General features: G+C 65.4%; 16 protein-coding genes and 1 riboswitch. Of the genes, 6 read left to right on the top strand and 10 right to left on the bottom strand.

What is annotated here, in order from left to right; genetic code table 11:
* The first annotated feature begins 105 nt into the window (after positions 1 to 105).
* The 5 genes from CH249_RS21300 to gcvP all read left to right on the top strand — a co-directional run bounded on the left by CH249_RS21300 (position 106) and on the right by gcvP (position 6010).
* The gene (locus tag CH249_RS21300) at positions 106 to 603 is read left to right on the top strand and encodes an FHA domain-containing protein (RefSeq protein WP_032398138.1); all 498 of its coding nucleotides are present in this window, start codon (positions 106 to 108) and stop codon (positions 601 to 603) included.
* Positions 600 to 1337, top strand: coding sequence for a MerR family transcriptional regulator (locus tag CH249_RS21305; RefSeq protein ID WP_032398137.1), 738 nt, complete (start codon positions 600 to 602; stop codon positions 1335 to 1337). The genes CH249_RS21300 and CH249_RS21305 overlap by 4 nt, the downstream gene beginning before the upstream one ends.
* 89 nt (positions 1338 to 1426) lie before the next feature.
* Positions 1427 to 1900, top strand: coding sequence for a bifunctional nuclease family protein (locus CH249_RS21310; RefSeq protein WP_045195099.1), 474 nt, complete (start codon positions 1427 to 1429; stop codon positions 1898 to 1900).
* A gap of 397 nt (positions 1901 to 2297) precedes the next feature.
* Positions 2298 to 2855: a MerR family transcriptional regulator gene (locus CH249_RS21315; RefSeq protein ID WP_052050517.1), complete on the top strand. Its 558-nt coding sequence runs from the start codon at positions 2298 to 2300 to the stop codon at positions 2853 to 2855.
* Between the two features lie 11 nt (positions 2856 to 2866).
* Positions 2867 to 2964: riboswitch (glycine riboswitch) on the top strand.
* A gap of 193 nt (positions 2965 to 3157) precedes the next feature.
* Positions 3158 to 6010, top strand: coding sequence for an aminomethyl-transferring glycine dehydrogenase (gcvP, locus tag CH249_RS21320; RefSeq protein WP_094647876.1), 2853 nt, complete (start codon positions 3158 to 3160; stop codon positions 6008 to 6010).
* 60 nt (positions 6011 to 6070) lie between these two features.
* On the opposite strand, the gene CH249_RS21325 is transcribed toward gcvP, so the two are convergent.
* The 9 genes from CH249_RS21325 to CH249_RS21370 form a co-directional block, all read right to left on the bottom strand.
* Entirely contained in the window at positions 6071 to 7210 is a 1140-nt protein-coding gene (locus tag CH249_RS21325; protein WP_094682749.1) for a metallophosphoesterase, read from the bottom strand.
* A gap of 3 nt (positions 7211 to 7213) precedes the next feature.
* Positions 7214 to 8875, bottom strand: a complete 1662-nt coding sequence (locus tag CH249_RS21330; RefSeq protein ID WP_256988401.1) for a substrate-binding and VWA domain-containing protein — start codon at positions 8873 to 8875, stop codon at positions 7214 to 7216.
* Positions 8876 to 8942: 67 nt separating this feature from the next.
* Positions 8943 to 11117, bottom strand: coding sequence for a malate synthase G (locus tag CH249_RS21335; RefSeq protein ID WP_094647995.1), 2175 nt, complete (start codon positions 11115 to 11117; stop codon positions 8943 to 8945).
* A gap of 65 nt (positions 11118 to 11182) precedes the next feature.
* Entirely contained in the window at positions 11183 to 12094 is a 912-nt protein-coding gene (locus CH249_RS21340; RefSeq protein WP_094682750.1) for a 3-methyladenine DNA glycosylase, read from the bottom strand.
* Positions 12095 to 13231 (bottom strand): hemolysin family protein, encoded by a 1137-nt coding sequence (locus CH249_RS21345; RefSeq protein WP_094682751.1) that lies wholly within the window; start codon positions 13229 to 13231, stop codon positions 12095 to 12097.
* Positions 13224 to 14603: a hemolysin family protein gene (locus tag CH249_RS21350; RefSeq protein WP_032398130.1), complete on the bottom strand. Its 1380-nt coding sequence runs from the start codon at positions 14601 to 14603 to the stop codon at positions 13224 to 13226. The genes CH249_RS21345 and CH249_RS21350 overlap by 8 nt, the downstream gene beginning before the upstream one ends.
* Before the next feature lie 345 nt (positions 14604 to 14948).
* Entirely contained in the window at positions 14949 to 16385 is a 1437-nt protein-coding gene (locus CH249_RS21360; protein ID WP_094682752.1) for a GuaB1 family IMP dehydrogenase-related protein, read from the bottom strand.
* 11 nt (positions 16386 to 16396) lie between these two features.
* Positions 16397 to 17293, bottom strand: a complete 897-nt coding sequence (locus CH249_RS21365; protein WP_094682753.1) for a DMT family transporter — start codon at positions 17291 to 17293, stop codon at positions 16397 to 16399.
* Positions 17290 to 18594 carry a DEAD/DEAH box helicase gene (locus CH249_RS21370; protein WP_256988403.1) on the bottom strand — a complete coding sequence of 435 codons (1305 nt, stop codon included), beginning with the start codon at positions 18592 to 18594 and terminating at the stop codon, positions 17290 to 17292. Before CH249_RS21370 ends, CH249_RS21365 begins: the two co-directional genes overlap by 4 nt.
* Before the next feature lie 145 nt (positions 18595 to 18739).
* On the opposite strand from CH249_RS21370, the gene CH249_RS21375 reads away from it, so the two are divergent.
* Positions 18740 to 19210, top strand: coding sequence for a DUF4262 domain-containing protein (locus CH249_RS21375; RefSeq protein WP_094682754.1), 471 nt, complete (start codon positions 18740 to 18742; stop codon positions 19208 to 19210).
* 66 nt (positions 19211 to 19276) lie between these two features.
* On the opposite strand, the gene gndA is transcribed toward CH249_RS21375, so the two are convergent.
* Positions 19277 to 20728, bottom strand: coding sequence for an NADP-dependent phosphogluconate dehydrogenase (gene gndA, locus CH249_RS21380; RefSeq protein ID WP_094629442.1), 1452 nt, complete (start codon positions 20726 to 20728; stop codon positions 19277 to 19279).
* Positions 20729 to 20755: the final 27 nt, after the last annotated feature.

Here is a 20755-nt window from a genome sequence, read left to right on the forward strand (position 1 = left end):
ACGCTACGCACCACCGAACGCCAAGCAACACCCGATGTGAAGACCATGTACTGCGTTACCCGCGGCGATCGCTGCCTCGGGTGAACGGACTGAGAAGGAGTAACGGTGAGCCAGAACGACAACGACAGCAACTACGGGGAGTCACCGGCAGAGACCACCTCGGTCTTCCGCGCAGATTTCCTGCAGGAGCTGGACAACTCCGCGGCCACCCAGAGCACCGAAGCTCCGGTATCGGGTGTCGAGGGGTTGCCTGTCGGTGCCGCGCTGCTCGTCGTCAAGCGGGGACCCAACGCCGGGTCACGGTTCCTGCTCGACCAGCCGACCACTTCGGCCGGTCGGCACCCCGACAGTGACATCTTCCTCGACGATGTCACCGTCAGCCGTCGGCACGCCGAGTTCCGGCAGGACGAGGACGACTTCCAGGTCGTGGACGTCGGCAGCCTCAACGGCACGTACGTCAACCGGGAGCCGGTCGACTCGGCCGTGCTGGCAAACGGTGACGAGGTCCAGATCGGCAAGTTCCGGCTGGTGTTCCTCACCGGACCGCGCGGTGGCAACGGATCTCAGGTCGGCGACACGTCTGCGGGTGCAGGAAGCCAGTGACCGCCGTCGGGCAGCAGTCCAACGGGGGGATGTCGATTGGCTCCGTCCTCGATCGACTTCGGCCCGACTTTCCTGATGTCACCATCTCGAAGATCAGATTCCTCGAAGCCGAGGGTCTGATTTCGCCGGAGCGCACACCCTCGGGGTACCGACGGTTCTCCATCGCGGACTGCGAGCGTCTGCGCTTCGTACTGACCGCGCAGCGCGATCAGTACCTGCCGCTCAAGGTCATCAAGGAACAGCTCGAAGCCATCGACCACGGGGTCGCCACCGTGGAACGGGCCGACGCGACGGTCAAGCGTCCGCGGTCGCTCACGGTCGCTGCCGGTGAGGTGTCGCCCGAGGAGTTCCTGCCCGATCGAGAGGTTCGTATCGCCAAGGCAGATCTACTCGCTCAGGCGGGGATCGACGATGCGTTTCTGACCGAGCTGCTGCGAGCCGGTCTGATCACTCCCGGGCAGGCCGGTTTCTACGACGACGGAGCGGTGACGCTCGCCCGAACCGCACACGCGATGTTGCAGTTCGGTCTGGAAGTGCGCCACCTTCGAGCGTTCAAGCTCGCGGCGGACCGCGAAGCCGGGTTGGTGGCGCAGATCGCCGGACCCGTTGCGAAGGGCCGAGACGCCGGTGCGCGCGATCGCGCGGAGGAAATGATCCGTGAGTTGGCCGCACTGTCCTTGACCTTGCACACCTGTCTCGTCAAAGCGGCGGTGCGCGGTGCGCTCGACCGGTGACGCGCTCTCGTGTCGGTTCGAATTCCAATAGACTGGGCTGAGCCGGTCTTCAGCGCAGTCCGGATTTCTCGAGTTGAGAGGCAGACACGATGAGTGAGATGCGTGTGGTCGGTATTCGTGTCGAACAACCGCAGAACCAGCCCGTGTTGCTGTTGCGTGAGGCCGACGGCGACCGGTACCTCCCGATCTGGATCGGTCAAACAGAGGCTGCTGCAATCGCTTTGGAGCAGCAGGGCGTCCAACCTGCTCGGCCCCTCACCCACGATCTTGTCAAGGACTTGATCTCGGCACTGGGGCACCAGCTCAAGGAGGTGCGCATCGTCGATCTGCAGGAGGGCACCTTCTACGCCGATCTCGTGTTCGACAAGGACATCAGAGTCTCCGCTCGGCCGTCGGATTCGGTTGCCATCGCACTTCGGGCCGGGGTGCCGATCTTCGCCGAGGAGCCCGTGTTGGCCGAAGCCGGGTTGATCATGCCCGACGAGCGCGAGGACGAGGTCGAGAAGTTCAAGGAGTTCCTCGAATCCGTGTCTCCCGACGACTTCAAAGCCACCGACGGGTAACAGAAGAGTCTCAACCTCAACTTTAGGTTCAGGTTTACGGCGCGTTGCGTTGAATCTGCACGATCGTCCCCATAACGTTCGTGCCAGTGAAGTTCATCGCCGCTGCTGGTCCGATCCGGTGCAGTTCACGCCTCTTCGACAGCTGCCGAGGCGTACTCTGGCCTGGTACACGGTATGACTTCACGCGAGTACACCGAGACATCTCCAGTGTCTCGGACGGATCGCAGTACTGACTCGATCCGAACGCAGTGAGACATCCGAGAGGGAGCAGTCAGTGGGAGATCAGCCGCAGCAGCATCACGGCAGTCGAGAGTCCGCAGCCGCAGGCCGGACCGAGGACACGCCCGTCGGTGCCGATGCTCGGGTCGACACCTCCGACCAGGCGTCGAACGCCCGAATCGAAGCGCCCCAGGACATTCAACCGGGATTGTTCCCCGACGACTCCGTGCCCGACGAACTCGTGGGCTACCGCGTGCCGAGTGCCTGCCAGATCGCCGGCATCACGTACCGCCAGCTCGATTACTGGGCCCGCACCGGGCTGGTCGTGCCATCCATCCGCGGCGCAGCGGGGTCGGGAAGCCAGCGGCTGTATTCGTTCAAGGACATGCTCGTCCTCAAGATCGTCAAGCGCCTGCTCGATACCGGGATCTCGCTGCAGAACATCCGCGTCGCCGTCGACCACCTTCGCCAGCGCGGTGTGGGCGACCTCGCCAACATCACGCTGTTCTCGGACGGCACCACCGTGTACGAGTGCACGTCGGCAGAAGAAGTGGTCGACCTCCTCCAAGGCGGGCAGGGCGTGTTCGGTATCGCCGTGAACGGCGCGATGCGCGAGCTCACCGGCACCATCGCCGACTTCCCGGCCGAACGAGCCGACGGCGGTGAAAGCCAGTCGAGCCCCGAGGACGAGCTGGCGTCGCGCCGCAAGAATCGCGCGAGCCGCAAGACCGGCTAGACTTTCCTCGTCGCGCCCGCGCGGGAGAGTTCCGAGGCACCCAGTCTCGGACGCCGAAGGAGCAACACCTCCCCGTCAATCTCTCAGGCACACGGACCGTGTGGGCTTCGACAACTCTGGAAAGTGGTGGGAGCACCCACCCGCCCAAGGGGAAAGGTGCCGGCGCGCTTGTCTGGCGCGCCGTGTCCGACCGAATCTCTCAGGCGCGCGCGTCAGCGGGCACACGACAGAGGGGGAGGAGCGGCCGGAGCGCATGCCTCGGTCGTCCGACGCCTCGTCTTTCCGGCACCTGGGAGCACATCGTGACCGACCGAACCGCCTCGTCCGCACACACTTTCGTCGACCGCCACATCGGCCCCGACGCCACCGAGTTGGTCCGCATCCTCGACACGATCGGCGTCGACAGTCTCGACGAGCTGGCCCGCAAGGCCGTTCCGTCGTCCATCCTCGACACCGTGGTCGACGGCGTTCCCGAGGGCATGGCAACACTGCCGCCTGCCCTGAGCGAGCACGAGGTACTCGCCGCACTGGCCGAGCTCGCCGGGCAGAACACCGTGGCGACGTCGATGATCGGCCTCGGGTACTACGACACGTTGACCCCGCCGGTGCTGACCCGGGGAATTCTGGAGAATCCGGCCTGGTACACCGCGTACACGCCGTATCAGCCCGAAATCAGCCAGGGGCGGCTGGAAGCACTGCTGAACTTCCAGACCATGGTCGCCGACCTCACCGGCATGGACGTGGCGAATGCGTCGATGCTCGACGAGTCGACGGCCGCCGCCGAATCCATGACCTTGATGCGGCGCGCGAACAGAGCTTCCAAGTCCCCTCGGCTACTGGTCGATTCCGACATCTTTCCGCAGACCGAGGCCGTATTGGCCACTCGCGCCGAGCCGTTGGGGATCGAACTGGTCTACGCCGATCTGGCCGACGGCCTGCCCGACGGGGAATTTTTTGGTGTGCTGGCGCAGCTGCCGGGAGCATCGGGCCGTCTGGTCGATCACACGGCGACCATCGAGGCCGCGCACGAACGTGGCGCGTTGGTTGCCGTGGGAGTGGACCTGCTGGCCGCCACCGTGGTGACTCCGCCCGGTGAGATCGGCGCGGACGTCTGTTTCGGAACCACCCAGCGGTTCGGTGTCCCGATGGGCTACGGCGGACCGCACGCCGGCTACCTCGCAGTGCGGTCAGGTCATTCCCGTCAGCTACCCGGCCGACTGGTCGGGGTCTCGCTCGACGCGGACGGTCACCGCGCCTACCGTCTGGCGCTGCAGACCCGCGAGCAGCACATCCGCCGCGAGAAGGCGACCTCCAACATCTGTACCGCTCAGGTCCTGCTGGCCATCGTCGCCGCGATGTACGCCAGCTACCACGGCGCAGACGGATTGCGGGCCATAGCGACTCGGGTGAATGTGCATGCTCGAAACGTGGCCGCAGGTCTGCGAGAGGCAGGCATCGACGTGGTGCACTCGGAATTCTTCGACACCGTCCTCGCGTCGATCCCGGGCAGGGCCGAGGCCGTCGTCGACGATGCCAAGCAACGCGGCATCAATCTGCGGTTGGTCGACGCCGACCACGTCGCCGTAGCGTGCGACGAGGCGACGACACCCGAGCACATCGCGAACGCACTCGCAGCGTTCGGTGCAGAAACCGCCGGTGCCGGAGCCGAGTCGTTGCCGGCGAACATGACGCGCACCTCGGAATACCTCACGCACCCGGCATTCACCCGGTACCGGACCGAGACGGCCATGCTGCGCTACCTGCGCGCGTTGTCCGACAAGGACATCGCTCTCGATCGCAGCATGATTCCGCTCGGTTCGTGCACGATGAAGCTGAACGCAACCGCGGAGATGGAGTCCATCACCTGGCCGCAGTTCGCCCGTCAGCACCCCTTCGCTCCGTCCTCGGACGTGCCCGGTCTGCTGAGGGTGATCGCCGACCTGGAACGGTGGCTCGTGGACATCACCGGCTACGACGCGGTCAGCCTGCAGCCGAATGCAGGCAGCCAAGGCGAATATGCGGGACTGCTCGCCATACGTCGCTACCACCTCGGCAACGGCGATGCCGAACGCACCGTCTGCCTGATCCCGTCGAGTGCCCACGGCACCAACGCAGCCTCGGCGGTGATGGTGGGTATGCGCGTCGTCGTCGTGGCCTGCCGTCCCAACGGTGACGTCGACGTCGACGACCTGCGCGCCAAGATCGCCGAGCACACCGACACCCTCGCCGCGATCATGATCACCTATCCCTCCACCCACGGCGTGTACGAGCACGAGATCTCCGAGATCTGTGCAGCGGTCCACGACGCAGGCGGTCAGGTGTACGTCGACGGTGCCAACCTCAACGCCCTCGTCGGTCTGGCGCGCCCCGGCCGATTCGGCGGCGACGTCAGCCACCTGAACCTGCACAAGACATTCTGCATCCCGCACGGAGGCGGCGGGCCCGGTGTGGGACCGATCGGTGTGCGGTCGCATCTGCAGCCGTACCTGCCGGGGCATCCACTGGCCCCACAGCTCGGTTCGGGACCGACGGTGTCCGGTGCCCCCTACGGCAGTGCCTCGATCCTGACGATCACCTGGGCCTACATCGCGATGATGGGTGCGACGGGACTTCGGCAGGCGACGTTGACTGCCATCGCGTCGGCCAACTACATCGCCCGCCGCCTCGACGAGTACTTCCCGGTTCTGTACACCGGCGACAACGGCATGGTCGCCCACGAGTGCATTCTCGATCTGCGAGGGTTGACCAAGGACACCGGAGTCACTGTCGACGACGTTGCGAAAAGATTGGCGGACTACGGTTTCCACGCGCCCACGATGAGCTTCCCGGTGCCCGGAACTCTGATGGTCGAGCCGACCGAGAGCGAGAACCTCGAGGAGATCGACGCGTTCTGCGATGCCCTGATCGCCATCAGGGGAGAGATCGATCGCGTCGGATCGGGCGAATGGACCGTCGAGGACAACCCACTTCGAGGCGCACCGCACACCGCTCGGAGCCTGGCCGCCGAATGGGATCACCCGTATTCACGGGAACTCGCTGCTTACCCCGCGGGCTACGACCGTCCGAAGGTATGGCCCGCGGTGCGACGCATCGACGGTGCACACGGTGATCGCAACCTGGTGTGCTCGTGCCCACCGATCGAGGCGTTCGCCTGAGCCTGGAACAGAGCCCGCCACGTCTACGTGGCGGGCTCTGTTCTACCCGTGTCGCAGGCTTCAGCCCCGGGTGAGTTCGAGCATCGCGATCTCGGGCGGAGCGGCGACGCGAACTGGTGGACCCCACGCGCCCGCACCCCTGGTGGTGTACAGCGTGGTGTTGCCGATCGTGTCCAGCCCTTCGACACTCGGCTGCTGGAGCGGCACCAGGTACCGAATCGGCCAGATCTGACCCCCATGCGTGTGCCCGGACACCTGCATGTCGACTCCGAAGTCGGACGCCTCCACCGCCTGCAACGGCTGATGCGCCATCAACAATACGAATCGATCCGGGTCGATCCCGTCCAATGCCGCGGCGAGATCGGGTTCGTACGGTGCCGGTGCGGTGGCGTCGTTGATGCCGGCGATATCGATCGCGGCGTCACCACGAGTGATCGTCGTGCGCTCGTTGCGTAGAACGTCGATTCCGAGCGTGGACCAGAAGTCGAGCCATTCGCCGCCGTCACCCGCATAGAACTCGTGGTTGCCGCTGACGGCGAACACACCGAGCGGGGCGTCGAGGTCGCGGAGCGGCTCCAGGTCTTCTCCCACCAGAGCAACCGTGCCGTCGATGAGATCGCCGTCGAGCAGCACGACATCAGGATTTCGAGCGTTGATCGAATCGACGACCTTCCGTACGAACCCCGCACCGCGGGAGGGGCCGGCGTGCAGGTCCGATACCAATGCCACTCGGACGCCGTCGAATTCGGCCGGTAGCCTGTCGAGCGCAACGGCGGTGTTCGTCACCCGCGGAGTTGCCGCCTCGACGAGTCCGTACCCCACTGCGACCACGCTGACGAGTGACACCGCCGCTGAGCCGATCCTCGACACACGCAGTCGAGCCGCGGACGAATCGCGATGCCGCGCCGCGAAAACCACTCTCACGACGGTGCAGATCACGGCCACCAGTACGGTTCCCAGGAACAGGTACAGCACCACGGCGAGCCACGTGAGCCCGACGAACGCGGGGCCCCGTGCCCAGGACGGATCGAATGCGACGCCGCTGCCGAAGCCGATCACCGCACACAGCCACAACAGCGCCAGCACAGCATCGACAGCCCTCTTGGGACGTGTCGGCATTCCGGTGACGGAAAGGAATCGCCAGTGTAGGAACAGGGTGACGAGGAGCAAGAAGACACCGACGAAAATTACGCGAGACATGTTCTAGTACAACAACTTTCCGAGTAGATCGAAGAAATCCTGAGAATCCGACGTCGGCACGGTCGTCGCGGTGCCGCCCGTCCGGGCCGAGATGTCGGTGAACGCGGTCGCGTCGGTGTTGTCGCCGATCATCACCACGTTCACTGCGACCGGACGTTCGGCATCGGATGCCGAGTTCAGGTCGGTGAGCAGGTCTTGGGTGGACAGCGATGGGTCGTCGTTGGGACCGTCGGTGATCAGCACCACGGAATTGACGCGCCCGGGGACGAACCCGGCCACGGCATCGCGATAGGCGGCCAGCAACGACCGGGCGGAATACGACGCGGATTCCGGTGTCAACGCCGCTGCACCGGAATTCAGCGCGTCGCGCCTGGAAGCCGCTGCGACCTGAGCCGCCATCGGGCCGGTCGGAACGTCGACGCGATAGGGGAGCGAGTCGTCCAGATCCTCGCTGAAGCTCCACAGGCCCAGCTCGGTGGAATCGGGTACTCGCTGGAACTGCTCGCCGAGGGCGCGAACCGTGTTCTGCAGCCGAGTCGCACTGCCCTCGCTCGTGCCCATCGACTCGGACACGTCGAGCAGTACGGTGGCTCGACGCGGCAGGACCGGATTTCGCAGCACGTCCAGCAGCGCGTCGGCAACCGGTCCGGAGGGAGCAGCGATGGTGTCGGAGTTCTGTGTTTCGCCGACGCCGAAGCCCGCATCCGTGAGCAGCTGCGCGCCGTCCGGCTGGCGGACGAAATCGACGAATGCGGCGGCCGCCCTGGTCGAGGTCTCGTCGCCGGAGAGTACGGCCGCGGGATGATCGGCAACGGGAGTTAAGCCCTGAGGTCGAACGGCGGTCAACGTCGACGAATCGGTCGACGCCAGTTGCTGTTCGGTGACCGGAACAGCGTGGACGGGGGCGTCGGGGCCGGGCGAGCTCTCCAGGGCGGCGAGTGAGTCGTAGGTTGTGGATGCAGACGTTGCGGAGGCTCCGGTGTCGGTGACAGCAAGCTCCGACACAGCCGAAACCAGTTCTCTCGACGAGACCTGGTCGAGGGTCAGTGCAGTGGCCGGATCGCCGCGTACCCCGGCAGCGATGGCGGCGAGCGCGAGTGTGGTTGCGCCGGCATCGGATCCGGTCGGCAGTGCGAGACGGAGTGCGCCCCACTCGCCGAGGCCGAGTGCCTGTGGGTCGCGTTGCAGGCGGACCAGGTCGGCCCAACTCACCGACGTGAGAGAGTCGGCCACGGCGGACGGCACCGCGAGTGCCACCGGACTCGCCGCGAGTGGCCGCGGGGTGCCGTCGAGGGCTCCTCGGTCGGTCACGGCCGCGACGTCGCCCGACGATTGAGGTATCCACAGGCCCGGCCGAGCGCCGAGTGCTCCGACGTCCCAGTTGTCGATACCGGCGTTCAAGGCCATCCGGACGGCATCGGAGGCCGTGGCTCGAACCTGCACCGTCACACAGTGATCACGGACCACCGGTGCGGTGTCGTTGAAACGAGCAGCCAATTGTTCGACCGGCCCGGAGATGTCGGGATCGGCGGCGACAGTGAGCACCGCCGATCCCTCCACACAGGTGTCGGCAGCTTCGACCCCTTGATCGAGGATTCGATCCCGCAGTTGAAACCATCCGAACACGGCCGCAGCGAGCACCGCGATCGTGATCACGACGATCACGGGTCCGGCGGCTATCGAACGCCCGCGCCCTGTGTTCCGATGTTCACCCACGTGATCGACAAGTCCGTCAGGCGTTGACGGCCTTGTACTCCCGTCGGCGACGATGCAGGATCGGCTCGGTGTAGCCGTTGGGCTGGCTGGTGCCCTGGAAGATCAGGTCGCTGGCAGCCTGGAAAGCGATGTTGGTGTCGAAGTCGGGAGCCAACGGCTTGTACGTCGGATCGGATTCGTTCTGACGGTCCACCACCGGGGCCATCCGCTTCAGCGACTCGCGCACCTGATCTTCGGTGACGATGCCGTGGCGCAGCCAGTTCGCGATGAACTGACTCGAAATACGCAGCGTCGCACGGTCTTCCATGAGTGCGATGTCGTTGATGTCGGGAACCTTCGAGCAGCCGACGCCGTGGTCGATCCACCGCACGACGTAGCCCAGGATCGACTGCGAGTTGTTGTCGAGTTCGTTCTGCTTCTCCTCGTCGGTCCAGTCCGTGGACGGTGCGAGAGGAATTTCGAGAATGTCGTCGACGGTGGCGCGCTTGGCCTGTGCGATTTCGTGCTGACGGGCGAAGACATCGACCTTGTGGTAGTGCAGGGCGTGCAAGGTCGCAGCGGTGGGGGAAGGAACCCACGCAGTGTTGGCACCGGCCTTGGGGTGGCCGATCTTCTGCTCGAGCATGTCGTGCATCAGATCGGGCATGGCCCACATGCCCTTACCGATCTGTGCCTTGCCTTCGAGGCCGGCAGCGAGACCGGTGTCGACGTTGAAGTCCTCGTAGGCGGCGATCCACTTCTCGCCCTTCATCGCTCCCTTGCGTACGACGGGACCTGCCTCCATCGAGGTGTGGATCTCGTCGCCGGTGCGGTCGAGGAAGCCGGTGTTGATGAACACGACGCGTTCGGACGCAGCCTGGATGCACGCCTTGAGGTTGACCGTCGTGCGGCGTTCCTCGTCCATGATGCCGACCTTGAGTGTGTTGGCCGGCAGGGAGAGAACCTGCTCGACACGGCCGAACAGCTCCGCGGTGAACGCGACCTCGTCCGGTCCGTGCATCTTGGGCTTGACGATGTACAGCGAACCGGTGCGTGAGTTCGACAGCACATTGTCCGAGGTCAGCGAGTGCATGCCGGCGAGCGAGGTGAACAGAGCATCGAGAATTCCCTCGGGCACCTCGTTGCCGTCGGCATCGAGGATCGCATCCGAGGTCATCAGGTGACCGACGTTGCGGACGAACAGCAGCGAGCGACCGTGCAGCGTCAGTTCCGAACCGTCGACCGAGGTGTACGTGCGGTCCTTGTTCATCGCACGGGTGAAGGTCTTGCCTCCCTTGGAGACTTCCTCGGTCAGATCGCCCTTCATCAGACCGAGCCAGTTGCGATACCCCAGAACCTTGTCGTCTGCGTCGACGGCCGCGACGGAGTCCTCGAAGTCCATGATGGTGGTGACAGCGGACTCGAGCAGGACGTCCTTGACGCCTGCCCCGTCGGTCTCGCCGATCGGGCTCTCGGGATCGATCTGGATCTCGAAGTGCAAGCCGTTGTGCACGAACAGGATTGCCGACGGTGCGTCCGGGGTGCCCTGGTAGCCGAGCAGCTGTGCCGGATCTTTCAGCCCGACCGTGCTGCCGTCGGCGAGGGTCACCGTGAGCGAGGCGGCATCGACGACGTATCCGGTGGTACCGACGTGCGAGCCGGAGCTCAGGGGCAGCGCCTCGTCCAGGAAGTTCCGCGCGAAGGCGATGACCTTGTCGCCGCGGACCCTGTTGTAGCTGGTGCCCTTTTCGGCACCGTCGGTCTCGGGGATGGCGTCGGTTCCGTAGAGAGCGTCGTACAGCGAGCCCCACCGTGCATTGGACGCGTTGATCGCGAACCTGGCATTGAGGACCGGCACCACCAGCTGCGGGCCTGCCGTGGTGGTGATCTCGGTGTCCACACCGGACGTGCTGATCTGGAAGTCTGCCGGCTCGTCGAGCAGGTAGCCGATCTCCTTCAGGAATGCCTTGTAGGCGGCGCGATCGTAGTTCGGGCCCGCGTGTTCGCCGTGCCAGGCGTCGACCTTGCCCTGGATCTCGTCGCGGACCGCCAGCAGTGCCTTGTTCTTGGGAGCGAGATCGGCGATCACCGACGCGGCACCGGCCCAGAAGGCATCGGACTCTACGTCGGTACCCGGCAGCGCCTCCTTCTCGACGAAATCGAATAGGACCTTGGCGACCTGAAGTCCACCAGCCTGCACACGATCGGTCATGAATTCCTCACTCTTTCCGGTCACGGACACCGGTGACCGGTGTCCCCACGACAACGCTGTCGATGTTACTCGGCGGTAGGTCCGACGCCGAACTCGCCGCCGACCAGTAAATTCTGGCATCGAGCGATCAACGCCGAGCGCAGAGGTGCCGCTTCGCTCGACAGTTCTCCCTGCGCGCGCACGTATTCGGCTCGTCCGGCCGGTGTCTCGATCCGAATGGGTTCGAGATCGAAGCCGCTCAGGTCGTACGGACTCGCGCGCATGTCGATCGTTCGCGCGTGCAGGGCCAGCTCGAAGCAGTCGGTGAGAAACTCGGAATCGATCAGTGGCCCCAGCTTGTAGCACCACTTGTAGAGATCCATCGAGGCATGAATACAACCGGGTTGCTCGGATGTCAGACGCGACTGCGATGACAGCGGGAGAGCGTTGCGCGGCGCTGCATCGGGGGTGAAGAACCGGAAGGCGTCGTAGTGTGTGCAGCGCAACGTCATCGAATCGACCACGGCGTCGGTTCCCTCGTGCCCCAGGCGCAGTGGCACCTGCTCGTGCCGCTGTGCCGAGGTGCCCCCGCGGTAGACCATCGCCCACTCGTGCAGTCCGAAACAGCCGAGCACCGGTTGCCTGTCTCGGGTTGCGGCGAGCAGGCCGAGAATGAATTCGATGCTCGAACGTCGACGCTCCACCAGATCCGACCGCACCCGAAAGCCCGGTCCGTCGTCGGTGTCGACCTGCTCGTAGGACGCGAACGCCGCGAAATCCTGCGCGCGATCACCGGTGAGGACGACGCCGTGACCTGGATTCCATCGACGCAGCTGACCCGGGCGGTGGCTGTAGTAGGTGAACAGGAAGTCGAGTACCGGATGCACGCCGCCGTGGCCCCGGTCCGTCAGATAGTCACCGACGAGGTCCTCCACCCGTGCCGCGTGCGCGGCACGGCGGGAGGTCCACTGTCCTTCGCTCAACGTCGAGTCGGGCATTCACACGTTCCGTGGGGGAGCGGCCGCAGACTTGAAGCTGGACGACGATTGTCCCGGACGCGGACCGGCCACCCGGTGCGTGCCGTCCCGAACCGTACCGACGAACTCCTCGACCAGGTCCTCGAGCGCGACGATGCCGACCGTGGCACCCGTCGCGTCGTGCACGGCACCGAGATGGCTGCTGGCCCGACGCAACTTGGTCAGTGCGTCGTCGAGCACGGTGTCGATGGAGACCACCGGTAGTGCTCGCACGTCGCTGCGCGGAATGACCGTGTCCGGTCCTGCCGATTCGTCGGCCATGGCTTCGAGTACGTCCTTCAGATGCAGGTAGCCCACGAGTGCCCCCGAGGCGTCGCGGACCGGATAACGAGAGAATCCCGTTTCGATGACGGCGCGTTCGACGGAGCCCAGTGTGGGTCCGAGGGTGTGCTCGGGTCCGGACAACTCGATGCTGCGAACCTGGTGAGAGGGAATCAGGACCTCGGCCACGGTCCGTCCGGACGTCTCGAGGGCTTGCCGCAGTCGTCGATGCTCCTCGGCATCGATCAGCCCCTCGGATCGTGATTCGCCGATCATCTGCGACAACTCGACCGCAGACACCGAGGAACTCAGCTCGTCCTTGGGTTCGATCCGCAGCAGCCGAAGGGTCAGGTTGGCGCACATGTTGTAGAACGAGATCAGCGGCAGTGCCACCTTGATGAACAGCAGATGGATGGGCACCAGAACCATGGCAGTGCTCTCCGGACCCGCGATGGCGATGTTCTTGGGCACCATCTCGCCGATGAGAATGTGCAGAACGACCACGAGCGTCAACGCGATGGCGAAGGCGATCGGGTGCAGGAAGGACTCGGGAATACCGACTGCCTCGAGCGGAACCTCGATCAGGTGTGCCACCGCAGGCTCCGCCACGCGTCCGAGAAGAATCGAGCAGATCGTGATGCCGAGCTGGGCCGCCGCAAGCATCTGCGACAGGTTCTGACCGGCCTCGATGACGCTCTGCGCACGCTTCTTGCCTTGCGCGAGTAAGGCTTCGAGGCGGTCCCGCCGGGCCGAGATCAGAGCGAACTCGGCCCCGACGAAGAATGCGTTGCCGGCGAGCAACAGGACGGCTAGACCGACGCCGAGGAAATCACCCATCGATCTCACCCTCCGACCTCATCCGAGCCACCGCAGCTGCGTCGACGGGCAGAAGAACCACCCGGTCGATGCGGCGGCCGTCCATCCGAAGCACCCGGGCCACCCAGCCGCCGTCTCGTTCGAGTGGATCCTCGTTCGCCGGGGAGGGCAACAGAACTGCATCCCCCTCGGTCGGAATACGACCCAACTCCGTCAGCACGAGACCGCCGATGGTTTCGTACTCGCCCTCGGGTGCCGAATACCCCGTGGCCGACGCGACCTCGTCGATACGCAGCAGCCCTGCACAGTCCCATCCGTCGCCCGATCTGGAGACATCGAGTTCCGGCTCGTCGTGTTCGTCGCGCACGTCACCGACGATCTCCTCGATGAGATCCTCCATGGTGACCATGCCCGCGGTGCCGCCGTACTCGTCGACGACGAGCGCGACCTGCATACCGTCGGCGCGTACCCGCTCCATCACTGCGTCGCCGTCGAGACTGGACGGTACGACGGGAACGTCGCGGGCCAGGGATTCGACCGTCGTCGACCGTCGGTGCGCCCCGGCGACGGTGAACGCGTGCTTGATGTGAACGACGCCGACGGTGTCGTCCAGGTCGCCGTCGACCACCGGAAAACGTGAGAAGCCGGTCCGCGCAGCCGTTTCGATCAGATCGGCCACGGTCGCGTCGGTGGCGAGTGTTTCGATCTTCACTCGCGGCGTCATCAGTTCCTCGGCCGTGCGATCGCCGAACTGCAACGACCGGTCCACCAGTCGGGCGGTGTTCTCGTCGATCGACCCCTGCCGCGCCGACGTGCGGACCAGCGAACCCAGCTCCTGCGGCGACCGAGCGGATCTCAGTTCCTCCGCCGGTTCGATTCCGAGCCGGCGCACCAGCCAGTTCGCCGAGCCGTTGAGTCCGTTGATGGCCCACTTGAAGACCAGTGAGAACCCGGCCATCGCACCGGCGGTGACGCGAGCGGTCGACATCGGTTTCGCGATGGCGATGTTCTTGGGAACCAGCTCACCGAAGATCATCGAGAACGAGGTCGCCAGGATCAGCGCCACTGCGAGCGAGATGCCGGCGGCGAGGGTCTCGGATGCGCCCAGTGCGTCGGCCACCGGCCGAATGAAACCGGCCAGCACCGGTTCGGCGAGATAACCGGTGATCAGCGTGGTGATGGTGATGCCGAGTTGGGCACCGGACAGCTGAAACGACAGTGTCTTGTGGGCGTGCAGAACTTGGCGTGAGCGGAGGTCACCGTTGTCGGCCTGTGACTCGACCGCACTGCGTTCGAGGGCAGTGAGGGAGAACTCGGCCGCGACGAACAGCGCGGTGCCGGCCGTCAGGGCCACGAAACCGAGCAGGCTGGCGATGGTGATGAGAAGTTCCACGCGTCAACTCCGCCTGAGCCGAGGCCGTCGAAGCTGGGACAGGAGCATTGCGCCGCCGGAGTGCACGTGGCTGCCGAAATCGTGTTCGCCGGGTTTCTCTCCCGGCTCGATAGAGGATCCCTCCGAAGTGGAACCGTCGTCGTGTTGTTCTGCGGTTGCCGTGACGGCAACCGAGATAGTGGGTGCCTCGGGCACCTGATTCCCTTCTGTCGGTTCGCGTTGCGGTCCCTTCATGGGGAGCCGACGTCAGGCCACACGCCGAGAATCGATTGCTCGAATTGTCGACGAGTGACGAGCGCGAACAACTGTGTCTGCTGTAGGCGAGAGTCTAACCGTGTGCGATCGTCACCACCCGGAGGGCAGGGGCCGCCCCTCGGCGAATCCGGCGGCGGACTGGACTCCCAGAACGGCTCGTTCGGCCAACTCCGGCAGCGAACGGGCTCCCGCGTACGTACAGGTACTGCGAACTCCGGCGCAGATGTGATCGATCAGATCCTCGACACCCGGCCGATCGGGATCGAGGCGCATCCGCGAACTGGAAATGCCCTCCTCGAACAAGGCTTTCCGGGCCCGGTCGAACGCGCCGTCGGTGGCGGTGCGGGCGGCAACGGCTCGCTTGGACGCCATGCCGAAGCTCTCCTTGTACCGATTGCCGGATGCGTCGACTCGCAGGTCGCCGGGCGACTCGTAGGTGCCGGCGAACCACGAGCCGATCATGACGTTCGCAGCACCGGCGGCCAGCGCGAGAGCAACGTCACGGGGATGGCGCACACCGCCGTCGGCCCACACCGAAGCTCCGAGTTCGGCTGCCGCAGCCGAACAATCGGCCACAGCCGAGAACTGGGGGCGTCCGACGCCGGTCATCATTCGCGTCGTGCACATCGCGCCCGGTCCTACGCCGACCTTGACGATGTCCGCGCCGGCCTGCACCAGATCGCGCGTCCCCTGGGCGGACACCACGTTGCCGGCCGCCAGGGGAACGCCGAGATCGAGAGAGCGCACAGCAGCGAGGGCTTCGAGCATCTTCTGCTGATGGCCGTGCGCGGTGTCCATGACGAGCACATCGGCACCGGCCTCGACCAGTGCGGTCGCCTTCTCGGCCACATTGCCGTTGATGCCGACGGCGGCAGCGATGCGCAGGCGTCCCGCCGCGTCGACCGCGGGCGCGTAGATACCGGTCCGAACGGCACCGGTCCTGGTCACGACACCGGCCAGGGAGCCGTCGTTCTCGACGACAACGGCGAGATGGGCATGTGCCGCTTCCATCAGCTCGAAGACTTCCTGGGGCGACGCATGGCGAGGAGCGCGCACGAAATCGGCCGACGCCACGGAACTGAGTCGAGCGAATCGGTCGACGTCGGCACAGGCGCTCTCGGTCACCACTCCGATCGGTTTGCCGTGTTCGACGATCACGACCGACCCGTGTGCGCGCTTGTGCACCAGCGCCAAGGCGTCGGACACGGACGCATTGGGGCCGAGGACGACAGGTGTGTCCGCGATCAGGTCACGGCTCTTGACGAATGCGACGGTCTCGGCAACGGCCTCGGTGGGCAGGTCCTGCGGGATCACGGCGATCGCTCCGCGACGTGCGACGGTCTCTGCCATCCGCCGTCCCGACACCGCGGTCATGTTCGACACGACGATCGGGATGGTGGTGCCCGAACCGTCGACCGTGCTCAGGTCGACGTCGAACCTGGACGTGACGTCGGTTCGGTTGGGGACGAGGAAGACGTCGTCGTAGGTGAGATCGTAGGGCGGAAGGTGACCATCGAGGAACTGCACGTTGATCGAGACTACCGGTCGGGCGCATTCGGGGCCGAAGCCACGTCCCCTGTCTCCGTTTCGATGCGGGTCGACGCCTGGGTCCGAGACAGTCGAATCGTCGTCACCACCATGACGAACACCGCTACGGCGATGACGGCGAGGGACGTCCCGTCGGTTCTGATTCGCTCGTCCAGGACCGTGATGCCGATGAACGCAGCGCCGAGTGGTTCGCCGATCGTGACCGCCGGTAGTGACGCGGACAGCGGACCGGCCTGGAAGGCTCGCTGCTGCAGATAGAACCCGAGAACTCCGGATCCCACCAGCGCGTAGGTCTGCCAGGCTGCCAGGGCTCCGAGCAGGTCGCTCTCCACCAGATCGGTGACGAACTTCGTCAGAGCCGCAGCCAGACCGAACAGCAGCCCTCCCGCGGCTCCGAGCAGCAGAGCCCGCGCGCCGGGCGCTCTCAGTACGAGCCCGCCCACCGCGGCGCCACCGATCACGACCGCGGCGATGATCAGCGGAATGATCCAATCGGCCAGCGGGGCGTCGGTATTGCCTTCGCTGGGATCGCCGACCACGATGAACACCGCAAGGGCGGTGGCCAGGAGAACGGCGAGTGCCCACGTCGAAACCGGGAGTGCCCGGCCCGTCAATTTCGCCGACATCGGGAGTGCGAACAGCAGGGCGGTGACGAGCAACGGTTGCACGACCAGCACCGAACCGACCCACAGTGCAGCGATCTGAACCGCGTAGCCGCCGCCGTCCCCGAGTACGCCCACCCACCATCTCGGGCTTCGGATCAGAGCCGAGAGCAGCGATGTTCCCTCCGGAACCGACGCGGCGGCGCTCTGCTGTGCCACCGACGCAGAGGCGAACAGGAATGCCGACACCAGCGCGAGCAGGATCGACAACCAGGAGGCGGTCACCCGCGTCGTCCTCGGGTGCCGCCTCGCCTGCCTCCGGAACGCCCGGGTCGCTCGTGTCGGGCGGGTGCGGCACCATGCCGCGAACTACGAGGGGCGGGTGAATCCGCCGCCTCGGCCGGGAGCGGTCGGCCGATGGGGGTACGCGCCCCCGTCAACCGACGCCACGAGGTGGGATCGGTCTCGGTGTCGATCACCGTCGCCGAGACACCGGCGTCGCCGGCCATCGCACGCACGTGATCGAGCTGATCGGCGGTGGCCAACGTCACGACGGTTCCGCTGGCTCCGGCGCGCGCAGTGCGGCCCGCGCGGTGCACGTAGTCCTTGGAGTCCAACGGTGGGTCGACGTGAACCACGAGGGTGACGTCATCGACGTGAACCCCCCGTGCTGCGACATCGGTGGCGATCAGCGCGGTCGACTCGCCGTCGCCGAAAGCGGCCAGCGAGCGTGTGCGGTGAGCCTGAGTCTTGTTGCCGTGCAACGACGATACCGATACACCCAGACGGCGACAGTCGTCGGTGAGTCGGTCGACCGCGTGAGTGGTCCGGACGAACAGCAGCGTGCGACCGTCCCTGTTGGCAAGTGCGGCAGCTACTTCGGTCTTGCGGGCAGCGTCGACCCTGAACACGTAGTGCGCGATGTCGGGCTCGCCGACCGACTCCGCCGTCGAATGTTCGGCCGGATCGTTCAAGAACTTCTCGACCAGGCGGTCGACGTCCTCGTCCAAGGTCGCCGAGAACAGCAGTCGCTGCCCGCCGGCCGGTGTCGCGGCGAGGAGCGAATCGACCTGGGGCAGAAATCCCATGTCCACCATGCGATCCGCCTCGTCGATCACGGTCACCTCCACGCGATTCAACGTGATCGAGCGTCGGGCGAGCAGGTCGTTGAGGCGACCGGGGGTGGCAACCACGATGTCGATTCCGCGCTGGATCTCTCGGACATTGCGCTCGAGCGGGACGCCGCCGACCACACCGACGCTGCGTAGGCCGAACGTCGCACCGTGGATGTCGAGGACTTCCTGGATCTGGAGCGCGAGTTCGCGAGTGGGAGCAAGCACGAGCCCACGCGGAGCACCGGGCTCACTGCGACGGCCGGCAAGCCGCACGAGCAACGGAAGCCCGAACGCGAGAGTCTTTCCCGATCCGGTCGGAGCACGGCCGAGAACATCGCGGCCCTCGAGCGCATCGGGCAGAGCCGCGGACTGGATCGGAAACGGCTCCGAGACACCCGCTTTCCTGAGCGAGTGGACGAGAACCACGGGCAGTCCCAGTTCTGCGAACGATCGAACGGATTGACCCGGCATGGCTGTGACCCTACCGCTGCGTCGACCACGCGTCGGAATCTTCTTGTCGGTGCCCCGCGCAATACTTCGAGTAGAACGCACGTTCGATCGGCGTTCGGCACCGTGATCGCCGAGGGGGCGATCGCACGCAGAGTGTGGGGGAGCTATGTGCAAGATGTGTCAGGGCTACAGCGTCGACGACTACATCGAAGGTGTGAAACGCACCATCGACAGGTGTGGGTGGGCCTTGCAGTACGTGGAATCGGAAATCGATCTCGACGGTATCCATCCGGCGTTCTGCTACACGGTCGGTCTGACGAATTTCGGCAGCCCGGAGATCGTCATGACCGGACGCGGGCCACATGAGTCCTCGCGAATTCTCAATTCGCTGGGCGCCTCGGTGGCCTCGGGAATGCTCGAGCTCGAATCCGGAATCGGTTGCACTGCAGCAGGATTCGAGCTGTTCACCATCGACGTACCGGACTGTGCGGAAATTCTGTACGCAGCCTCCGACGTCTACGGCCAAGGGTGCTTCAGTGCGGTGCAGGCGGTGTGGAAGGACCTCGAAGGTGCACTGCCGTGGGAAGGAATCCCGTCGACGGTGGTCCAACCGATTCTCGGGCCGGTACCCGGCTGACCGGTTCCCGTGCTGTACCGGTGGCGCTGCGTGGTGAACGCAGCGCCACCGGCGGAAGCTTCTCGGTCAGGCTTCGATCTCGGAACGATCGCCGCTCCACAGAGTGTGGAACTTTCCTTCCGAGTCGGTTCGCTCGTAGGTGTGCGCCCCGAAGAAGTCCCGCTGACCCTGTGTCAGAGCGGCAGGTAGACGCTCTGCCCGCAACGCGTCGTAGTAGGAGAGCGAGGACGCGAACGCGGGGACCGGAATGCCCAGTGAAGCCGCGGTGATGACCACTCGACGCCAGCTGTCGATAGCGTTCTCGATGGCATCACGGAAATACGGGGCCAGGATCAAACTGGGCAGTTCGGCGTTGTCGTCGTACGCGTCCTTGATGCGATCGAGGAACCGAGCGCGAATGATGCAGCCACCACGCCAGATCGTGGCGAGGTCACCGGGATGCAGATTCCAGTCGTATTCGGTGCTGCCCGCGGCGATCTGATCGAAGCCCTGCGCGTAGGCGACGATCTTGGACGCGTAGAGAGCCCGACTGATGTCGTGCGTGAACTGCTCTGCGTCGGTCGGCTTGTCGGCGAGTGTTCCGGAGGCGAGTCCGACGGCTGCCTTGCGCTGAGCGCGTGACCCCGACAGAGCCCGAGCGAACACGGCCTCGGCGATACCGGTGACGGGAACGCCGAGGTCCAAAGCCGCCTTGACGGTCCAGCGACCGGTGCCCTTCTGCTCCGCAGCGTCGACGATCACGTCGACGAGAGGCTGACCGGTCTTGGCGTCGACCTGGCGGAGAACCTCGGCGGTGATCTCGACGAGGTAGCTCTCGAGGTCTCCGTTGTTCCACTCGGTGAACACGTCCGCTACCTGAGCGGGCGTGTATCCGAGCGCGTCACGGAACAGGTTGTAGGCCTCACCGATGAGTTGCATATCGGCGTATTCGATGCCGTTGTGGACCATCTTGACGAAGTGGCCGGAGCCGTCGGGCCCGATGTGGGTGCAGCACGGCGTGCCGTCGACCTGCGCCGCGATCGATTCCAACAGCGGTCCGAGGGCCTTGTAGGACTCCGCGGGTCCGCCCGGCATGATCGACGGTCCGTTGAGCGCGCCTTCTTCGCCGCCGGAGATACCGGCACCGACGAAGAGCAGTCCACGCTCTTTCATGGCGGCCTCGCGCCGGATGGTGTCGGTGTAGAGGGCATTGCCACCGTCGATGATGATGTCGCCCTCCTCCATCGCGCCTGCAAGTTCCTCGATCACGGCGTCGGTCGGGTCGCCTGCCTTGACCATGATGAGCACTCGGCGCGGCTTCGCGAGGGCGGCGACGAACTCCTCGATGGTCTCGGTGCGGATGAAGTTGCCCTCGGTGCCGTGCTCGGCGATCAGGGCATCGGTCTTGGCCACGCTGCGGTTGTGCAATGCGACGGTGTGACCGTGATGGGCGAAGTTGCGGGCGATGTTGGAGCCCATGACGGCGAGTCCGGTGACTCCGATCTGAGCCAGTTCTGTCGGTTCTGCTGCTGAGGTCATACAGACAGCTTTCCTTGCCGCGAGATT

It is taken from the genome of Rhodococcus sp. 05-2255-3B1 (genome assembly GCF_002258545.1).
Classification (GTDB): domain Bacteria; phylum Actinomycetota; class Actinomycetes; order Mycobacteriales; family Mycobacteriaceae; genus Rhodococcoides.

Bases quoted from the DNA above. Each gene is read 5' to 3' on its own strand.
- CH249_RS21335 (WP_094647995.1), bottom strand. From the start codon at position 11,117: ATGACCGATCGTGTGCAGGCTGGTGGACTTCAGGTCGCCAAGGTCCTA.
- CH249_RS21345 (WP_094682751.1), bottom strand. From the start codon at position 13,231: ATGGGTGATTTCCTCGGCGTCGGTCTAGCCGTCCTGTTGCTCGCCGGC.
- CH249_RS21325 (WP_094682749.1), bottom strand. From the start codon at position 7,210: ATGTCTCGCGTAATTTTCGTCGGTGTCTTCTTGCTCCTCGTCACCCTG.
- CH249_RS21340 (WP_094682750.1), bottom strand. From the start codon at position 12,094: ATGCCCGACTCGACGTTGAGCGAAGGACAGTGGACCTCCCGCCGTGCC.
- CH249_RS21370 (WP_256988403.1), bottom strand. From the start codon at position 18,594: ATGCCGGGTCAATCCGTTCGATCGTTCGCAGAACTGGGACTGCCCGTG.
- CH249_RS21375 (WP_094682754.1), top strand. From the start codon at position 18,740: ATGTGCAAGATGTGTCAGGGCTACAGCGTCGACGACTACATCGAAGGT.
- CH249_RS21310 (WP_045195099.1), top strand. From the start codon at position 1,427: ATGAGTGAGATGCGTGTGGTCGGTATTCGTGTCGAACAACCGCAGAAC.
- gndA (WP_094629442.1), bottom strand. From the start codon at position 20,728: ATGACCTCAGCAGCAGAACCGACAGAACTGGCTCAGATCGGAGTCACC.